This window comes from Streptomyces yangpuensis (assembly GCF_001005295.1).
Classification (GTDB): domain Bacteria; phylum Actinomycetota; class Actinomycetes; order Streptomycetales; family Streptomycetaceae; genus Streptomyces; species Streptomyces yangpuensis.
The window spans coordinates 294,269-310,423 of the sequence record NZ_LBMK01000001.1; the positions used below are offsets into that span (position 1 = coordinate 294,269).

Below are 16,155 nucleotides of genomic sequence, written 5' to 3' on the forward strand. Positions count from 1 at the left end.
AGCTGATCAGCCGCGGCGGATGGTGATCGTGGTCCAGGCTCCGACGTGGACGCGGTCGCCGTCGGAGAGGGGGACCGGGACGTAGGGCTGGATCGGGTCCTCGCCGCCGTTGATGGTGGTGCCGTTGGTGGAGTTCTGGTCGACCACCGCCCAGCTCATGTCGGGCTGCTGCACCAGCACCGCGTGCTGGTGGGAGACGCCAGGGTCCTCCGGGGGCACCGACAGGTCGATGTCCGGGGACTCGCCCGTGGAGGCGCGGCGGCGTCCGATGGTGATCTGGCCGCCGGACAGCGGGAGGTGCTGCTCCGGGGAGTACGCGGGCAGGTTGAGCCCGGTCGCCTCGGGGCCGCTGCGCTGCATCATCGCCATGAAGTACGAGCGGTCGGGGCCGATCGTCGCGCTCCAGGACCCGCCCTGGGGCGGGAGGGGCTGGTACGACTGCGCCTGAGGCTGCGGCCGGCCGTAGTCCTGCTGGTACTCCTGGTACTGGGGCTGCTGCGGGGCCTGCTGGTACGCCGGCGGCGGCTCGTGCGCGGGCGGCGGCAGCAGCCAGTCGTCCTCGCGCTGGAGCGGCTCCGCCGGACGGTTGACCCGGGACGGCCGAGAGCCCTGGTACTCGAAGTGGTCCTGGCCGTACGTCCCAGGGCCCGGCACGGGCGGCGGGGGCGGGCTGCCCGGACGGGGCCCGGCAGCGGTACCGGCGACGCCGGGCGCCGGCGGCACCGGGTCCGAGACCGGAGGCGGGGTGTACGGGGTCGCCGAACGGGTCAGGAAGTTGTACCGGCACTCCTCGCAGAACGGGGCCATGGCCTCGCGAGGGGTCCGGCACTGCGGGCAGAGCTCTGCCTGGGCGGTCGGTTCACCGGCGGTCGGGGGGAAGCCGTAGCCGTAGGAAGGCACGGCGGGGGGACCCTCAGGGGTACCCATGCGGTGGCCGCAGACCTCGCACCAGTCGTCGGAGGCGGACTGGTGCCCGTTCGGGCAGGTCGGCATGGCGGCTCTTCCCCCTTCTGCTCCCTGCGTCATCGCGGGAGGCTCTCAGAACTTCTTCACTCGGACGGTCTGCGTCGAACGTGTTTCGAGAGTCATCTCGTCGGCGTCGGCAACCTTCGCTTTCAGCCGCACAGTACCCGCCACCGCGTCCACCACATCCACCACCTTCGACAGAAGTCGTGCTGTGTCGGCGTTCCCGGAGACGCTCGCCAGTTGTACGGCCCGTCCGAGTTTGGCGGTAGCGCCATCGACATCGCCCAGTTTGCGGGCTTCGAGGCCCTGCTGGATAGCCTGCGCCAGCTCCGCCTGCCCGGTGTAGTGGGCGACCTGCGGGTTGATGGCGGTGGACGCGGCCACGTCGTTGGTCCACACCGCGCGCACCAGGCCCTGGGCCAGGACGGCCTCCGGCTCGCCGCCCGTCGCCGGCCGCACCAGCGTGGCGCGGGAGGCGAGCATCTCCTGGCCGACGGCCGCGCCGGGGACCCGGACGCACACGTGGTACTCGCGGGACTCGTCGCCCCACGACCCGGTCGGATAGTCGCCCGCGCGCGGGCCCGTGTCGGTACGGCGGTCGGTCAGGTCCTGCACGGTGGGCGCGACCTGCTTGACGTACTGGATCTCCACGCCGACCGGGGTCCACAGGCGCAGCGAGACGTCCGCGACCTCCTTGCCCATGACCTGTTCCATCATGCGCGTGAAGTCCTCGGTGAGGTGGGCCGGGTCGGCCACGATGTCGGCGGAGCCGAGCAGGGCGCTCGCGATGCCGGTGACCTCCTTCACCTCCCAGTCGGTGCCCACGCCGCGGGCGTCGCAGGTGAAGCGGCCCGCGCAGGCGTCCAGGGTGGCGCGCAGGACGGCCGGTTCCTCGTGCTCGTTGCGTCCGTCGGTGAGCAGGATGCCGTGCCGGATCGCCGCGGTGGTGCCGCGCAGCAGGCCGTCGGCCAGGCGCAGCCAGGTGCCGATGGCGGTGCCGCCGCCGGCGCTGAGGCCGCGCAGGGCCTCCTTCGCCTCGGCCCGGGTGGCGGGACCGGCGACGGCGAGGCGGCCCAGGCCCGGGTAGACCTCCTTGGCCACGTGCGTGCCGGCGATCACCGCGAAGGCCGTGCCGTCGCGCAGGGTGTCGACGGCCGCGGCCGTGGCCTCGCGGGCGCCCCGCATCTTCTCCGCCGGGTACTCCATGGAGCCCGAGCAGTCGACCATGATCACGACGGCGGCCGTGCCGTCGGCGGGGGTCCCGCGGGTGACGCTGCCCCCGCCGGTGGCGGTGACGGTGACGATGGCGTGGACGTCCCGCCCGCCTTCGGGAAGGAACTCGTTCTGGTACACGTCCACGCTGAAGCGCGGTGCGCTCGGCTTGGCGAAATTCGCCATCGGCTGGACTCCTAGAGGGCTCGGGCAGGCGGGTCAGACCTGCGGGCGCGCTTCCACTTCCGGTTCCGCTGGTGCTGCCGTGCCGGTCTCCTGGGCCGCTCCCGGTTCCCGTTCCCCTTCGGGCTGCGTGGCGAACGGCACGACGGCCACGGTGATGTTGTCGTGGCCGCCGCCGTCGAGGGCGTGCCCCACGAGCACCTGTGCGCTGTGCAGCGGGCGTACCGCGGCGTCGACGGGCAGGACCTGCGCCATCTCCCGCGCGGACTCCGCGTAGTTCCACAGCCCGTCGGTGCAGACCACGACCACGCCCGGGTGGTCCGGCTTGAAGATCGCGGTGTGCGGTTCGAGCTCGTACGCGTCGGCACCCAGCCAGCCGGTGATGGCGTGCGCGCGGACGTCCGCGTAGGCCTCGGCCTCGCCCATCAGGCCGGCGGCGACCATCTGGGCGGCCCACGAGTCGTCCTCGGTGAGCCGGCGGGGCAGCGCGGCGCGGTCGTCGGGCACCCAGTAGGCGCGGCTGTCGCCCACCCAGCCGATGGTCAGCAGGCCGCCGCTGACGACGGCGCCGACCAGGGTGCAGGCGGGCGCGTTCTGCGCGCCGGCGACCTCGGGGGCCAGCGCGTCGACCGCCGCGGCGGCGGCCAGGATCGCCTCGTGCATGGCCTCCTGGGGGTGCGCCCCGCGGGGGAGGGCCTCCAGCAGGGCCTCGTTCGCGGCGGCGGCCGCGGCGGCCGACGCGTCGTCGGGGCGGCTCGCGGAGGACACCCCGTCGCAGACGACGGCCACGGTGGCGGCAGAGCCGTCGGGCAGGGCGGTGGCCGACACGGCGAACGCGTCCTCGTTGCGGTGGTGGCGCAGCCCGCGGTCGCTGACGGCGGCGACGCTGCCCAGCTCCTCCTCCACGTGGTCCCGCTCCCGGGGCTGGGCGTGCCCGCAGTGCTCGCAGTACCCGTCGGTGTCGACGTGCCCGGCCCGGCAGGCCACGCAGGTCTTCCCGCCGGGTGCCGCTGCGGCGGCCGTGCTGTCGTACGGGCTGTCGTACGGGCTCTCGTGCGGGGCCTCGCCCGGGCCCCAGGACGTTGCCCCGGCGGGCGTGCCCGGGTCGCCGCCGGGCCGGTCGTGGCGGGTATCGGAGCCGTCCGCCGGGCCCTGCGGGGCCGGGGGCGTGGGCTCGGCGCCATCCCAGGAGGTCCCCTCGGGGGGCGTGCCGGTGCCGTACGGCTTCTCGTGGCCCGGACCCGGGTACGAGACGCCGGCCGGGCTCGGCCAGGGCTCCGGTTCCGGCTCCGGCCGGTGCGGCGCCGGGGTGGCCGCCCAGTCGGCCGGGTCCCCGACGAGGGTCGGCGCGGCCGCGGCCACGCTGCCCCAGCCGGGGGCGGGTTCACCGGCGCCGGAGGCGGCGCGCGAGGCGGCCGGGGCCGGGGCCGGGATCGCGTACCCGCCCGAGGGCGGTGCCGGTCGGGCCGACGGCGCAGGTGGGGCCGCCGGCGCGGGCGGCGCGGGTGGTGCCGGTGGGATGGGAAGGGTCGGGTGGTCCGTGGACACGGCCGCGGAAGAAGGGGTCAGGGCATAGCCGCAGAGACCGCAGAAACGGTCACCCTCTTCGAGGGGTTCCGCGCAGCTGGGGCAGCCCGACAGCCGATGCATCGACATCAATCACACCCACGTCCGGGGACGGAAACGGTTGGCCCGTTCCACCAGTTTGATCCTCTCCTCGCCACGCCGTGCCAGCCGTGCGAGGACGCGGTACGAGCGCTCCAGTCCGAAGCGCAGGCCCCGCTCGTCCAGTTGACTGCCGAGCAGCGAGGTCCGGCCGGGGTCGGCACCCCGACCACCCGACAGTACCCAGTCCAGGGCCGTGCCCAGAACCTCCGTCGCCAGCAACTCCTGCCGCTCCGGGTCCAGCCCGAACCTCCGCAGGGCCTCCACCTGGTCGGCGGCGGCCGAGAGATCGGCCAGCAGAGGCTCGTCCGGTGACCGGTCGCGCAGACGTGCGCGTACGGCCGCCACCCGCGCGGCGGTGTAGTGGATGGACGCCTCCGGTACGGATTCCAGCGTGTGCACGGCTCCGGCCCGGTCACCGGTGGCCAGTTGGACCCGCGCCAGCCCGAAGGCCGCGCTGACGAATCCCGGGTCGGTGATCCAGACCAGGCGGTAGTACTCGGCGGCGTTGTCCAGTTGGCCCAGCACCTCCGCGCACAGCCCGAGGGCCAGCTTCGGTGCGGGCTCGCCCGGGAAGGCGTCGTAAATCGCGTCGAAGGACACGGCCGCCGTCTCGTCGTCACCGGTGGCCAGCGAGGCGATGCCGCGGGCCCACACCACGCGCCAGTCGTCCGGGTGACGGGCCTCCAGCTCGGCCAGGGCGTCCCCGGCCGCGGCCGGTTCGCCGAGCTCCAGCCGGGCCCGCAGCTCGCGCAGCCGCAACTCCGCCGATTCGGCGGGTGCCGAGGCCAGCGCGCCGAGCAGGTCCGCGGGCGCGGAGGCCAGCAGACCCGCCAGGAAACCGGCGTTGGGGTCGCCGGCGTCCACCAGCGGTACGGGCAGCGCGAGTGCGCTGTCGCGGGCGTCGAGCGTGGGGGCACTGCTGGTGCCGGCGCCTCCGGCGGGGGGCGCGGTCAGGGGTGCGGGCGGGGGGCCCGCCGCGGTCGCCGGAGCCTGCCGTGCCCGCGGCACGGCCGCCCCCGCCACACGCGTGGCAGTGGTCAACCCGGCCCCGCCGGACCCCGTCGCAGCGGCTGCGCCGCCGGGCCGGCCGGCGGCTGCGCCGCCGCGCGCGGCGTGCCGCGGCCCCGCCGAAGCGGCTGCCCCGGGCAGGCCGGCGCCGCCCGGCGCGGTGACCGGGCCGAAGGCGGCCGGGTTCGCCGTGCCCGGCGAGGTGCCCGCGCCCTTGGCGTGCACGCCTGCGCCGCTCGGCGGCTGAGCCGTTCCGGGCCGGCCCGGCGGCGCAGGTGTCGGGCGGGTGCGGCTCCACAGGCTGCGCAGGCCGGTGCCGCCGCGGGGGGTGATCTCGCGGCGGCCCAGACGGGAGACGACCGTGTCCGAGGTGTCCGTGCCGGTGAACAGCCGGGTGTCCGGGACCCGCAGTTCCGGGCCGAAGAGGGTGGACAGCTGCGGCCGCGGCTGCCCCGTCTGCAGCGCGACGACCTCCCGCAGCACACCCGTCAGCTGGTCGGCCATCTCCTGCGCCGAGGCGAAGCGCCGCCCCGGGTCCGGGTCGGTCGCCCGTACGAGCAACCGGTAGAAGGACTCGTACCGCCGGAACACCTCGATGTGCTCCGGATCCGGCAGCGAATCCACGAACACGTTGGTGTAGCCCTGGAAGTCGAAGGTCAGGACGGCCAGCGTCCGCGCCACCGTGTACAGGTCGGAGGCGACCGACGGCCCCAGCTCCGCGACCTCCGGGGCCTGGTAGCCCACCGTGCCGTAGATGGCCGACTCGTCGTCGTCCATCCGCCGCACCGCGCCCATGTCGATCAGCTTCAGCTGGTCCTGCTGCTGGATCGCGTTGTCGACCTTGAAGTCGCAGTACAGCAGGTTCCGGCTGTGCAGGTGGCCCAGCGCCTCCAGCGCCTCGATGCCGTACGCGCACGCCTGCTCCACCGGCAGCGGGTCGCGCCGCCCGTCCGGCCGGCGGCGTTCGTTCGCGATCTCCTTCAGCGACTTGCCGCCGACGTACTCCATGACGATGTACCCGTCCAGCGAACCGGTCCGCTGGTCCAGGTGCTCCACGAAGTTGTAGATCCGCACGATGTTGGAGTGCTCGATCTCCGCGAGGAAGCGCCGCTCCGAGATCGCGGCCTCCATCGCGTCCTGGTCGCCGGTGTCCAGCAGACCTTTGAGGACCACCCACCGGTCCGCGACGGCCCGGTCCACCGCCAGGTACACCCAGCCGAGACCGCCGTGCGCGAGGCAGCCCGCCACCTCGTACTGGCCGCGCACCACCTCACCGGCGCGCAGCTTGGGAACGAAGGAGTACGGGTGCCCGCACTTGGTGCAGAACCCTTCCGTCCGGCCCGGCCGGTCCCCACGGGCCCGGCCCACCGGGGCGCCGCAGTCCGAACGCGAGCAGAAGCGCTTGCGCTCCGGCACCTCCGGATTCTCCAGGACCGCAGCCGAGGGGTCCGGACGCGGCACCTCCGGCACGTTGACCAGTCCGGCACCGAGCCGGCTGCGGCCCGAGGACGCGGCCGAGCCCGAACTGCGCACCGACACCGACCGGGTGGACGCCTGCCCCGTCAGGGACCGCGAGAGCCGGCCCGACACCGAACGGCGCGACGAGGAGGACCGGGAGGACCGGGCCGACGCCGAGGAACGCGCCGAACCGTGGGACCCCTGGGACCCCTGCGATCCGTGGGACCCGCCCGACCCCAGGGAGCCGCGGGCCGCGCTCGTCATCCCCGTCGGCGGCGACACCAGATCCTCCGCGCCCGCCGCGATCGAGCCGAACGGGGCCAGGCCGCACGTGTCGCAGTACAGCCCGCCGCCACCCATGTCCTCGTACGTTCCCGGGCAGCCGGGGCGAACGCACGCCGCTCCGGTCATGCTCATGCGTCCTCCGTCCCCGGCTCGTCCGGCCGGATCGTCTGCTCGGGCCGGTGCCGCGGCGCCAGCGACTCCGCGGTCGCCTGCTGGTAGCGCAGCACGGCCTGCTCCGCGGCCCGCAGGTCGCAGGGCGCGCTCCACAGCATCCGCCGGGCCACGTCGTACCTCTCGATCAGCAGGGGGTCCTCCGCCAGGCCGTGCCGGGCCGCCTTCGCCTTGTAGGCGTCGAGCCGGCCGCGCAGCTCGGCCCGCACGGCCAGCGGCGCCGTCACCGCGGTCAACGACTCACGGGCCCGGCGCAGTTCCTCCTCGGCCCGCTCCTCCAGGGATTCCAGCAGCGGTGAGAGCCGGTGCCAGCGCGCATGGCGCCGGTGGTCGGCCGCCGCCGCGAGCTGCTCCTGCAGCACCGTCGGCGGACCGCTGACCACGGGCACCTCGGACGCGGCGATCTTCGCCAGCACCTCGCCGCGCGCCGTCCGTGCCTCCGCCAGGGTCCGGTCGGCCCGCGAGAGCACGTCGCGCAGGCTGATCAGCCGCTGCTCGGCGTCCTGGCGCACGTCCAGTACCGCCTCGACCTCCCGGCGTACGTCCTCCAGCGCGAGCGCGGCCCGGTCGTAGCGCGCGGTGTCCGGACGGCCGCCGCCCGGCGCGGAACTTCCCGCGGCGGGACGCCAGAAGGCCAGCGGATCCGCGATCACCAGGGCGCGCAGCTCCGTGAGCTCGGCGGTGATGTACTCCAGGTCGTCGCCCGAGGGGTGCTCACCCGGCCGCACGCCCACCGAGTGGGCCAGCGAACGGGTGCGGTGCAGCTCGGCGGCGAGCAGGTCGATCCGGGCGGGCAGCGCCGACCACACGGCGTCGGCCGCGACCACCACGTCCAGCGAACGCGCGTAGAGGTCGTTCATCCGGGACACGAGCTCGGCGAGCGAGAGCCGTTCCGCCAGCGCGGCGCCCTCCGTGGCGGCCCCGGCGATCAGGACCCCGGGCCCGCGCAGCCGCTCGGTCAGCTCGATCAAATCCTCGCGGTTCGGCCAGCGCCGCCGCTCACGGATCTCCCGGGCGGCGGTCAGCGCCCCGCTGTAGGCGTCGAAGTACGTCCACAGCCGGGTGATGTCCGCGTCGGCGCCCGCCCAGCGCTCCTTGGTGATCCCGGTCAGCTCGGCGCCCTCCAGCAGCCGGCGCCCGGCGTGGTCCTGGAGCGCGAGCAGCGAGGTCTCGACGGCCTCGTGTTCCGCGCCCAGCCGGGTCAGGGCGCGGTCGACGCCGTCCCGGTCCATCACTGCAGACCCCGTCTCCACCGGCTGTGCCTCCGCTTCCGCCGCCTCCGTGTTCGCTTCCGTGGTCCCCTCCGCGTCCGACCTCGTGCCCGGTCCCGTGCCCGAAATCGCCACCGGCCTCAGCCGTCCCGGTACTTGGGCGCGGGCGGGGCGGTCACGCCGGGCAGCACGGGCTGGAGGTGCTTGAGGTACGCCCTCATCCACGGGCTGTCATTGCCGCCCGCGCGGTAGCTCTCCAGCACCTTGTTGACCCGGCGGACCAGGTCTGAGGCGTCCTTGTTCATCGCGACACCGTAGAACTCCCGGGTGAAGGGCGAGCCCACCAGCCGCACCGACGGGTCCTGCGCGGCCTGGCCGGCGGCGAGGGCGTTGTCGGTGATGATGCCGTCGACCTCGTGCAGCTGGAGCCGGACCAGGCAGTCCAGCTGGTTCGCCACGGTGACCGGTACCGATCCGTACGACTGGCCCTTGAGCGCGCTCTCCGCCGTGGAACCGGCCGCGACGCAGATCCGCTTGCCCTTCAGCGAGGCGTCGTAGCCGGTGATCGGCGAGCCCTTGGGGGCCAGCACCTGCTGGCCGGCCTCGAAGTAGGCCGTCGAGAAGGCGACGTCCTCCAGCCGCTTGCAGTTGATGGTCATGGTCCGCACGACGATGTCGACGCGCCCCTCCTGCAGGGCGGGGACGCGCTGGCTGGTCGGGATGGCCCGGTAGATGACCGCGTTCTCGTCGCCCAGGATGTCCTTGGCGATGGCCTTGACCAGGTCGATGTCGAAGCCGTCGAGGCGGCCGCCCTCCGCGGTCTGGTTGCGGTACCCCCAGCGGAAGCTGTTCTGGTCCACGCCCGCGACGAGCTTGCCCGCCGCCTTGATCCGCGCGATGGCCGCCCCGTCCACATCGGACGGGCGCAGGCTGGCCTCGGGGTCCTGACAGGTGTCCGCGAGAACCCAGGGCGCCGCCGGAGCCGCCGCCGCGGCCTGGGCGGGCCCGCGGGCGGGGACGCCGGGTGCGGTGTCCGGTGTCGCGTGGGCGAGCGGCAGCAGCACCAGCGCGGCCGTCACGGCGCAGGCGGCGGCCATGGCGCTCACGCCGCCCCAGCCGCGCAGCCGGCCCGCGGCCCGCCGGGCCCCGGACGCCGCGCCCGGGGCCCGCCTGCGGCCCGTGCGCCTCTCGTGCCCCTCGTGCTCCGTGTACCCCTCGTGGCCCTCGGCGGCCCGCCTCGCCCGTATCCGCATCGCTCTCACCTGTACTCCGAAAGCCTGCGCCCGATACCGAGCAGGGCCGCTGCCGCGCCGATGACCACCAGGACCGCCGAGCCCGTCACCAGGCCCCCCAGCGCGCCGAGCCCGTCCCGGGCCGCCCGGGTGAACTCCTGCTGCTCGTGGGCGACGGCCTGCTCCAGGGAGGCGTCCACCGTGTCGAAGGCGGCGCCGCTGCTCTGCTTGTGCTGTTCGTCCCCGACGACCTGGGACAGCGCGGCTTCGTAGTCGCCCTTCAAGTCCGCCTCCCGGGCCGCCTGGTGCCGCTGCTTCCACTGCTCCACGCCGCCGGCGGCGCGGCTCACGGGCTCCCGGCCGGCGTCGTCGTCGGCCAGTCGCAGTGCGGTCGCGAGCCCCGCGTCCAGCTGCTTCATGTTGTGGGTGAAGTCCACGTCGTACTTGTCGGACTTGTTGTCCTCGGCCAGTACGGCGCCCCGCGCGATCAGTGTCAGGTTCTCACTCGCCCGGGCCTGGAGGGAGGCGATCCGCGCGTCGTTGAGCACCTTCATCGACTCCTGCCCGTCCGAGCGGGCTTCACTCAGTGAGGAACGCGCCACGGTATGGCCGACGGACAGCCAGAGCAGCACCACCACGGAGGCCGCGGTCGCGGCCACCAGCCCGTGGTTGAAGACCCGGTTCGTGTGCCGGTAGTTGCGCCGCTGCGCCCACACCAGGGCGGTGACGGCGAGCACGCCCAGGCCCAGCGAGCCCAGCGGCCAGGAGCGGGCGTCGTCGTCGTCGGTGTGCAGCCGCCGGGTCTCCGCCTCGTACAGCCGCTGGGCGGCGGGCAGCAGCTGGGTGGTCATCTGTTCGTTGGCGTAACGGAGGTAGGCGCCGCCCAGCGGCAGGCCCTGCCGGTTGGTGGCCCGCGCCTGCTCGATCAGGCCGGTGTAGCGCGGCAGCTGTTCACTCAACAGGGTGATCTGCTCACGGGACTCCTCGCTGCCGCCGGTGTTCGCGGCGGCGCTCACCAGCAGGCGCGAGGCGTTGGCGATGTCCTTCTCGTAGCGCCTGCGGACCTCGCGCGGCTCCTGAGCGCCGAGGAGGAACCCGCTGGAGGAGGTGGTGTCGGCGTCGGCGAGGGAACGGTAGATGCTGGCCGCGTCCGCGCTCAGCGGCTGGCTGCGGCCCACGACGTCGTCGGCGGCGGTGGCCCGGTCGGAGATCTCCCACACGCTCACCGCGCCGAACAGCATGATCAGGGCGGCCAGAACCGCCCCGATGATCCGCAGCCGGCCCGGTTCGGTGGTGGCGGCCTCACGCAGCCGCTGTACCCCCTCGGACCAGGCGGTGCGCCGGCCCGGTGGGCCCTCGGGCGGCGACGCCGGCGCGCCGGCGGGCGTCACGGGGACACCACCCCCGGGCGCGGGCGCGCGTGATGTGATCGCCACCGTGACCTCCCCCTCGGTCCTGTCGTCCCCCCAGCAGCCGCAGGGGGGTCCCCCTGCGCAGCAGCAGTATGGCCGTAGTGCCGGTGGACCACAGCACCCGGTGCTGGATCCGGGGCGATCCGCCCCCGCGGGTGCCTTTCGTCACCCCTTCACCGTCAATACGTCCTTACGGCCGTAACGGTTCCAGACCGGGCGCTTTCCGGGGCCGGTTCACCCGAAATGGGCACGGAGTTTTCCGTGGACCGGAGCCGGGGCCCCGACCGCGTCCAGGCCGAGCAGCGCGGCGCCCAGCACCGGGGGCGCCGTGACCACCGTGATCCGGGCGTGCGGGGCCCGTTCGGCGAGGCCGGACGCGATCCGCTCGTCGAGCCGGGAGTGCCGGGCCGTCAGCACCCCGCCGCCCAGCACCACCGGCACCTCCTCGTCCAGCAGACCCAGGCGGTCCAGTGCCACCACGGCCATGGCCACGACCTCGTCCGCCTGACGGTGCACCAGCGAGAGCGCCACCGGGTCCCCGGCGGCGGCCACCTCGAACAGCACCGGGGTCAGCTCGTGCCGCCGGCCGGCCGGTACCTCCCCCAGGTGCAGGGCCTCGATCAGCGAGGCCATCGAGGCGTGGCCGAGCCGTGCGGGCAGCGCCCGGGCCAGCTCCGTGTCCGCACCCCGCCCGTCCTCCGCCCGGGCGGCGCACCACAGGGCCTCCTCGGCCAGTCCGCCCCCGCCGCCCCAGTCGCCGGAGATCCGCCCGACCGCGGGGAAGCGCGCGGTCCGCCCGTCCGGGGTCATCCCGACGCAGTTGATGCCGGCCCCGCACACCACCGCCACGCCGCGCGGTGCGGCGCCCGTGGGCAGCCCGGCGCGCAGCAGCGCGAAGGTGTCGTTGTGCACCGCGGTCGCGCGCCCCCAGCCGCGCCGCCCGATCTCGTCCGCCAGCAGTCTCTCCTCGACGGGGAAGTCGGCGTTGGCGAGGCAGGCCGACACGTGCTCCGCGACGGGCCCGGCCCCGCCGCCGGCGCGCACGCCCGCCGAGGCCAGCGCCTCGGCCAGTACGTCCACGGCCGCGGCCACCCCGGTCCGGGGCGGCTGGAAGCCCCCGGCCCGCCCGGTGGCCAGTACCGACCCGTCCGGGGCGAGGAGCGCGACGTCCGTCTTGCTGTTGCCCGCGTCGATCGCGAGGACCGCAGGGAGGGTCACGCCCATGGCAGGTGCTCCTTGTTGTGCGCGAGGAGCCGGTCGGTGAGCCCTTCGGCCAGGTCGTGCTGACCGACCAGCGGGTGCGCCAGCAGCGCCCTGAACACCCGCTCGCGGCCCCCGCGCAGGGCTGCGTCCAGCGCGAGGTCCTCGTACGCCGTCACGTGCGAGATCAGCCCGGCGAACAGCGGGTCCGGGCGCGGCACCGGGAGCGGCACCGGGCCGGAGCCGTCGGCGGCGCGGACGCGCGCCTGGACCTCGACGACGGCGTCGTCGGGCAGGAAGGGCAGCGTGCCGTTGTTGTACGTGTTGACCACCTGGAACTCCGGTCCGCCGCCGCCCAGCAGCGCGGCCGCCAGGTCCACGGCCGCCTCCGAGTAGAAGGCGCCGCCCCGCTTCGCCAGCAGCGCGGGCTTCTCGTCGAGGGCCGGATCCGCGTACAGGCCGAGCAGTTCGCGCTCCATCGCGGCGACCTCGGCGGCCCGCGAGGGCCTGGCGCCCAGCTCCCGTACGACCTCGTCGTGGGAGTAGAAGTAGCGCAGGTAGTACGAGGGGACGACGCCGAGCCGGTCCAGGACCGCCCGCGGCAGCCGCAGGTCCGCGGCGAGGGTCTCCCCGTGCCCGGCGAGCAGCCCGGGCAGCAGGTCCTCGCCGTCCGGGCCGCCCCGGTGCACCCCGAGCTCCCAGGTGAGGTGGTTGAGGCCCACGTGGTCGAGGTGGACGTCGGCGGGGGCCAGGTCCAGCAGGGCCGCGAACTTCCGCTGGAGGCCGATGGCGACGTTGCACAGCCCGACGGCCCTGTGCCCGGCGCGCAGGAGGGCCCGGGTGACGATACCGACCGGATTGGTGAAGTCGATGATCCAGGCGTCGGGGCTGGCCCGCCGGACCCGCTCGGCGATGTCGAGGACCACCGGGACGGTGCGCAGGGCCTTGGCGAGCCCGCCCGCGCCGGTGGTCTCCTGCCCGACGCAGCCGCACTCCAGCGGCCAGGTCTCGTCCTGGAGCCGGGCGGCCTGTCCGCCGACGCGCAGCTGGAGGAGGACCGCGTCGGCCCCGGCGACGCCCGCGTCGAGGTCGGTGGTCGTGGTGACCAGGCCGGAGTGGTCCTGCCGGGCGAAGATCCGGCGGGCCAGGGCGCCGATCAGCTCCAGCCGTTCGGTGGCCGGGTCGATCAGCACCAGTTCCTCGACCGGCAGGGTGTCGCGCAGCCGCGCGAAGCCGTCGACGAGTTCGGGGGTGTAGGTGGAACCGCCGCCCACCACTGCGAGTTTCAACGTCGTCAGCCTTTCACGCCGGTCAGGGTGACTGCCTCGACGAACGCCTTCTGGGCGAGGAAGAAGAGGACGATCACCGGGGCCGTGACCAGCACGGTCGCGGCCATGGTCAGGTTCCAGTTGGTGTGGTGCGCCCCGTGGGGGGTCAGCGGGAGGTGTCGAAGACCTCGTCCCGGGTGGCGGCGAGCGCGCTCTCCAGCGCACCGTGCAGGACGGGCTGCTGAAGGACCTCGCCCGGGACCAGCCGGGGGCGCGAGGGGGCCAGGTCGGCGAGCTCGGCCCCCAGCAGCTCGCGCAGCGGTTCGCCGCCCGCGCCGATCGCGGCCCCGGCCAGGACCACGATCTCCGGGTCCAGGACGGCGACCAGTGAGGCGAGACCGGTGGCCAGGGCGGTGGCGTAGGCCTGGAGGAACCGCAGGTGCGCGCCCTCGGGCGCGGCGGCGGCCCGCGCGAGCAGTGCGACGGCGGCGGCGACCTCCGGGCCGTGCGGCCCGGCGTCCGGGCCGTCCGGTGAGCCGGAGACGGGCTCGACGCCCAGGTCCGCGGCGAGCCGGGGAAGTCCCTCCACGCCGGCCAGCTCCTGGTAGCCGCCGGAGTTCGCCCGGGTGACCTGCCGGACCAGGGGGCGGCCGGGCACGGGCAGGAAGCCCACCTCGCCCGCGCCGCCGGTCCAGCCGCGGTGCAGCCTGCCGCCGAACACCAGGGCGGCGCCGAGCCCCTCCTCGTTCCACAGCAGGACGAAGTCCTCGTGCCCGCGGGCGGCGCCGAGGCGCTGCTCGGCGACGGCGGCGAGGTTGACGTCGTTCTCGTACTCGACGGGCATCGGCAGGGCCGCCGCAAGGTCGTCGAGGAGGGTGGGGGAGTGCCAGCCGGGGAGATGGCTGGCGTAGCGCAGCCGGCCGGACTGCGGGTCGAAGGCGCCGGGCGTGCCGATGACCACCCGGTGCAGGTCGCCGCGGTGCAGTCCGGCGGCCTCGACCGCCCCGCCGAGCGCCTCGGTCACCTGGCCGACGGCCTGCGCGCCCTCCGTGTACGGGACCTCGTGGGAGGCGATCACGGTGCCGGTCAGGTCCGCGACGGCGGCGAGGACGCGCCCCGGGGTGACGTCGAGGCCGCCGACGTAGGCGGCCCGCGGGTTGATCGCGTACAGCTGGGCACTGGGGCCGGGGCGGCCGCCGTCGGTGCCGGTGACCACGACGAGTCCGGCGGCCTCCAGACGGGCCAGCAACTGGGAGGCGGTGGGCTTGGAGAGCCCGGTGAGGTGTCCGATGCGGGTCCGGGACAGCGGGCCGTGCGTCAGCAGGAGGTCGAGTGCGGCCCGGTCGTTCATGGCGCGCAACAGGCTGGGCGTTCCGGGCGTGGCGGCGGGCATGCGGCGGCTCTCCCTCACCGGGGTCATCTGTTAGGTAAGTTTCCTATCACCGTTCGAGCCGTGTCAATGCCGCTGCCCCGCAGGTCGTGACGGCACGGCCTGCGGGGCAGCGGGAGCGGGACGGAAGGGGCCGCTACTTGGTGATCCGCGGGCCGGCGGGCGGCGGGATCGGGGCGGTGGCCAGGGACTGCGGGGAGGCGGGGTTCGCCAGCGCGGACGGCGCGGCGACGGAGGCCGACGGGTCCGCCGGGGCCTCGCCCTCCTCGTCCGCGCCCGGCACGCCGCCGATGATGCGGATGCCCGCGGCGTCGAAGGCCTCCTTGATCCGCCAGCGCAGCTCCCGCTCCACGGCGAACTGCTGACCCGGCATCGTCTTCGCGGAGACCTTCACCGTCATCGAGGTGAGCAGCACCTCGTCCAGGCCCAGTACCTCCACCGGGCCCCACAGGCGCTCGTCCCAGGGGGACTCCTTCGCCATCGAGTCGGCGACCTGCTGGACCACCTCACGGATCCGCGACAGGCTCTCCGACGGCTTGACCTGCACGTCCACGCCCGCGGTTGCCCAGCCCTGGCTGAGGTTGCCGATCCGCTTGATCTCGCCGTTGCGCACGTACCAGATCTCGCCGTTGTCGCCGCGCAGCTTGGTCACGCGCAGGCCGACCTCGATGACCTCGCCCGAGGCCACCCCGGCGTCGATCTTGTCGCCGACGCCGTACTGGTCCTCCATGATCATGAAGACGCCGGAGAGGAAGTCCGTCACCAGGTTGCGGGCGCCGAAACCGATGGCCACACCGGCCACACCGGCACTGGCCAGCAGCGGCGCCAGGTCGATCTTCAGGGCGGCCAGGACCATCAGCGCGGCCGTGCCGAGGATCAGGAAGGACGCCACCGACCGCAGGACGGAACCGATCGCCTCCGACCGCTGGCGCCGCCGCTCGGCGTTGACGAGCAGTCCGCCGAGCGCGGTGCCCTCGACCGCCTCGGCGCTGGTGTTCATCCGGTTTATGAGCTTGGTCAGCGCCTTGCGGACCACCGAGCGGATCACGGCCGCGATCACCACGATCAGCAGGATCCGCAGACCGATGCCCAGCCAGGTGGCCCAGTTCTGCTCGATGAAGCTCGCGGCCTCGGTGACGCTCTCCTGCGCCTCCTTGACCGAAGCGGGCGCGTCCGGGACATCGGCTGCCAGCGGCAGCAGAGCGGCGGGCCAGGGCACGACAGGAACCTCCAGATGTAGCGGTCTGCCCGCCGGGGGTCCCGCCGGACGACGGCCGGGGGCGGATGCACGGGCAGACCAACCACACTAACGGGGCAATCCCTTCACTTCGGCGCCTTGTTCGAGGGAGAGACCAGACTCACCCGGGGATGACCGACTGTGGTCGAAAACACCTCGGACCCGTTACGGGCGAGTGGTGGCGCTTCGACCAGCCGTAAGGAGAGACTGGAGAACAGATCGTCCCGGCGCGAGCCACGCGCCGCCGGCGTACA

General features: G+C 74.4%; 11 protein-coding genes and 1 pseudogene. All 12 read right to left on the reverse strand.

Translation table 11 applies throughout. The features are described from left to right. Window positions 1-6: 6 nt before the first annotated feature. A complete protein-coding gene (locus tag AAT21_RS01325; RefSeq protein ID WP_046774868.1) occupies window positions 7-993 on the reverse strand; it encodes an FHA domain-containing protein in 987 nt (328 codons plus the stop codon). A 45-nt stretch (window positions 994-1,038) separates the two neighbouring features. Next, window positions 1,039-2,364 (reverse strand): VWA domain-containing protein, encoded by a 1,326-nt coding sequence (locus AAT21_RS01330; RefSeq protein WP_046774869.1) that lies wholly within the window; start codon window positions 2,362-2,364, stop codon window positions 1,039-1,041. A gap of 33 nt (window positions 2,365-2,397) precedes the next feature. Beyond that, complete coding sequence (locus tag AAT21_RS01335) at window positions 2,398-3,723, reverse strand: PP2C family protein-serine/threonine phosphatase (protein WP_412180288.1); 1,326 nt, start codon at window positions 3,721-3,723, stop codon at window positions 2,398-2,400. 297 nt (window positions 3,724-4,020) lie between these two features. Then, complete coding sequence (locus AAT21_RS01340) at window positions 4,021-6,912, reverse strand: serine/threonine-protein kinase (protein WP_046774871.1); 2,892 nt, start codon at window positions 6,910-6,912, stop codon at window positions 4,021-4,023. Beyond that, window positions 6,909-8,183 carry a hypothetical protein gene (locus tag AAT21_RS01345; RefSeq protein WP_046774872.1) on the reverse strand — a complete coding sequence of 425 codons (1,275 nt, stop codon included), beginning with the start codon at window positions 8,181-8,183 and terminating at the stop codon, window positions 6,909-6,911. Before AAT21_RS01345 ends, AAT21_RS01340 begins: the two co-directional genes overlap by 4 nt. A gap of 119 nt (window positions 8,184-8,302) precedes the next feature. Beyond that, window positions 8,303-9,415 (reverse strand): glutamate ABC transporter substrate-binding protein, encoded by a 1,113-nt coding sequence (locus tag AAT21_RS01350; RefSeq protein ID WP_079025379.1) that lies wholly within the window; start codon window positions 9,413-9,415, stop codon window positions 8,303-8,305. Between the two features lie 5 nt (window positions 9,416-9,420). Then, complete coding sequence (locus AAT21_RS01355) at window positions 9,421-10,830, reverse strand: hypothetical protein (RefSeq protein WP_079025380.1); 1,410 nt, start codon at window positions 10,828-10,830, stop codon at window positions 9,421-9,423. 210 nt (window positions 10,831-11,040) lie between these two features. Beyond that, window positions 11,041-12,030 (reverse strand): N-acetylglucosamine kinase, encoded by a 990-nt coding sequence (locus tag AAT21_RS01360; RefSeq protein ID WP_046774873.1) that lies wholly within the window; start codon window positions 12,028-12,030, stop codon window positions 11,041-11,043. Next, window positions 12,021-13,295 (reverse strand): 6-phospho-beta-glucosidase, encoded by a 1,275-nt coding sequence (locus tag AAT21_RS01365; RefSeq protein ID WP_046774874.1) that lies wholly within the window; start codon window positions 13,293-13,295, stop codon window positions 12,021-12,023. The genes AAT21_RS01360 and AAT21_RS01365 overlap by 10 nt, the downstream gene beginning before the upstream one ends. A 5-nt stretch (window positions 13,296-13,300) precedes the next feature. Then, window positions 13,301-13,432, reverse strand: a pseudogene (locus tag AAT21_RS37870) (carbohydrate ABC transporter permease); the annotation flags it as partial. A gap of 8 nt (window positions 13,433-13,440) precedes the next feature. After that, window positions 13,441-14,667: an ROK family transcriptional regulator gene (locus AAT21_RS01370; protein WP_046774875.1), complete on the reverse strand. Its 1,227-nt coding sequence runs from the start codon at window positions 14,665-14,667 to the stop codon at window positions 13,441-13,443. 133 nt (window positions 14,668-14,800) lie between these two features. After that, window positions 14,801-15,883: a mechanosensitive ion channel family protein gene (locus tag AAT21_RS01375; RefSeq protein WP_412180289.1), complete on the reverse strand. Its 1,083-nt coding sequence runs from the start codon at window positions 15,881-15,883 to the stop codon at window positions 14,801-14,803. Window positions 15,884-16,155: the final 272 nt, after the last annotated feature.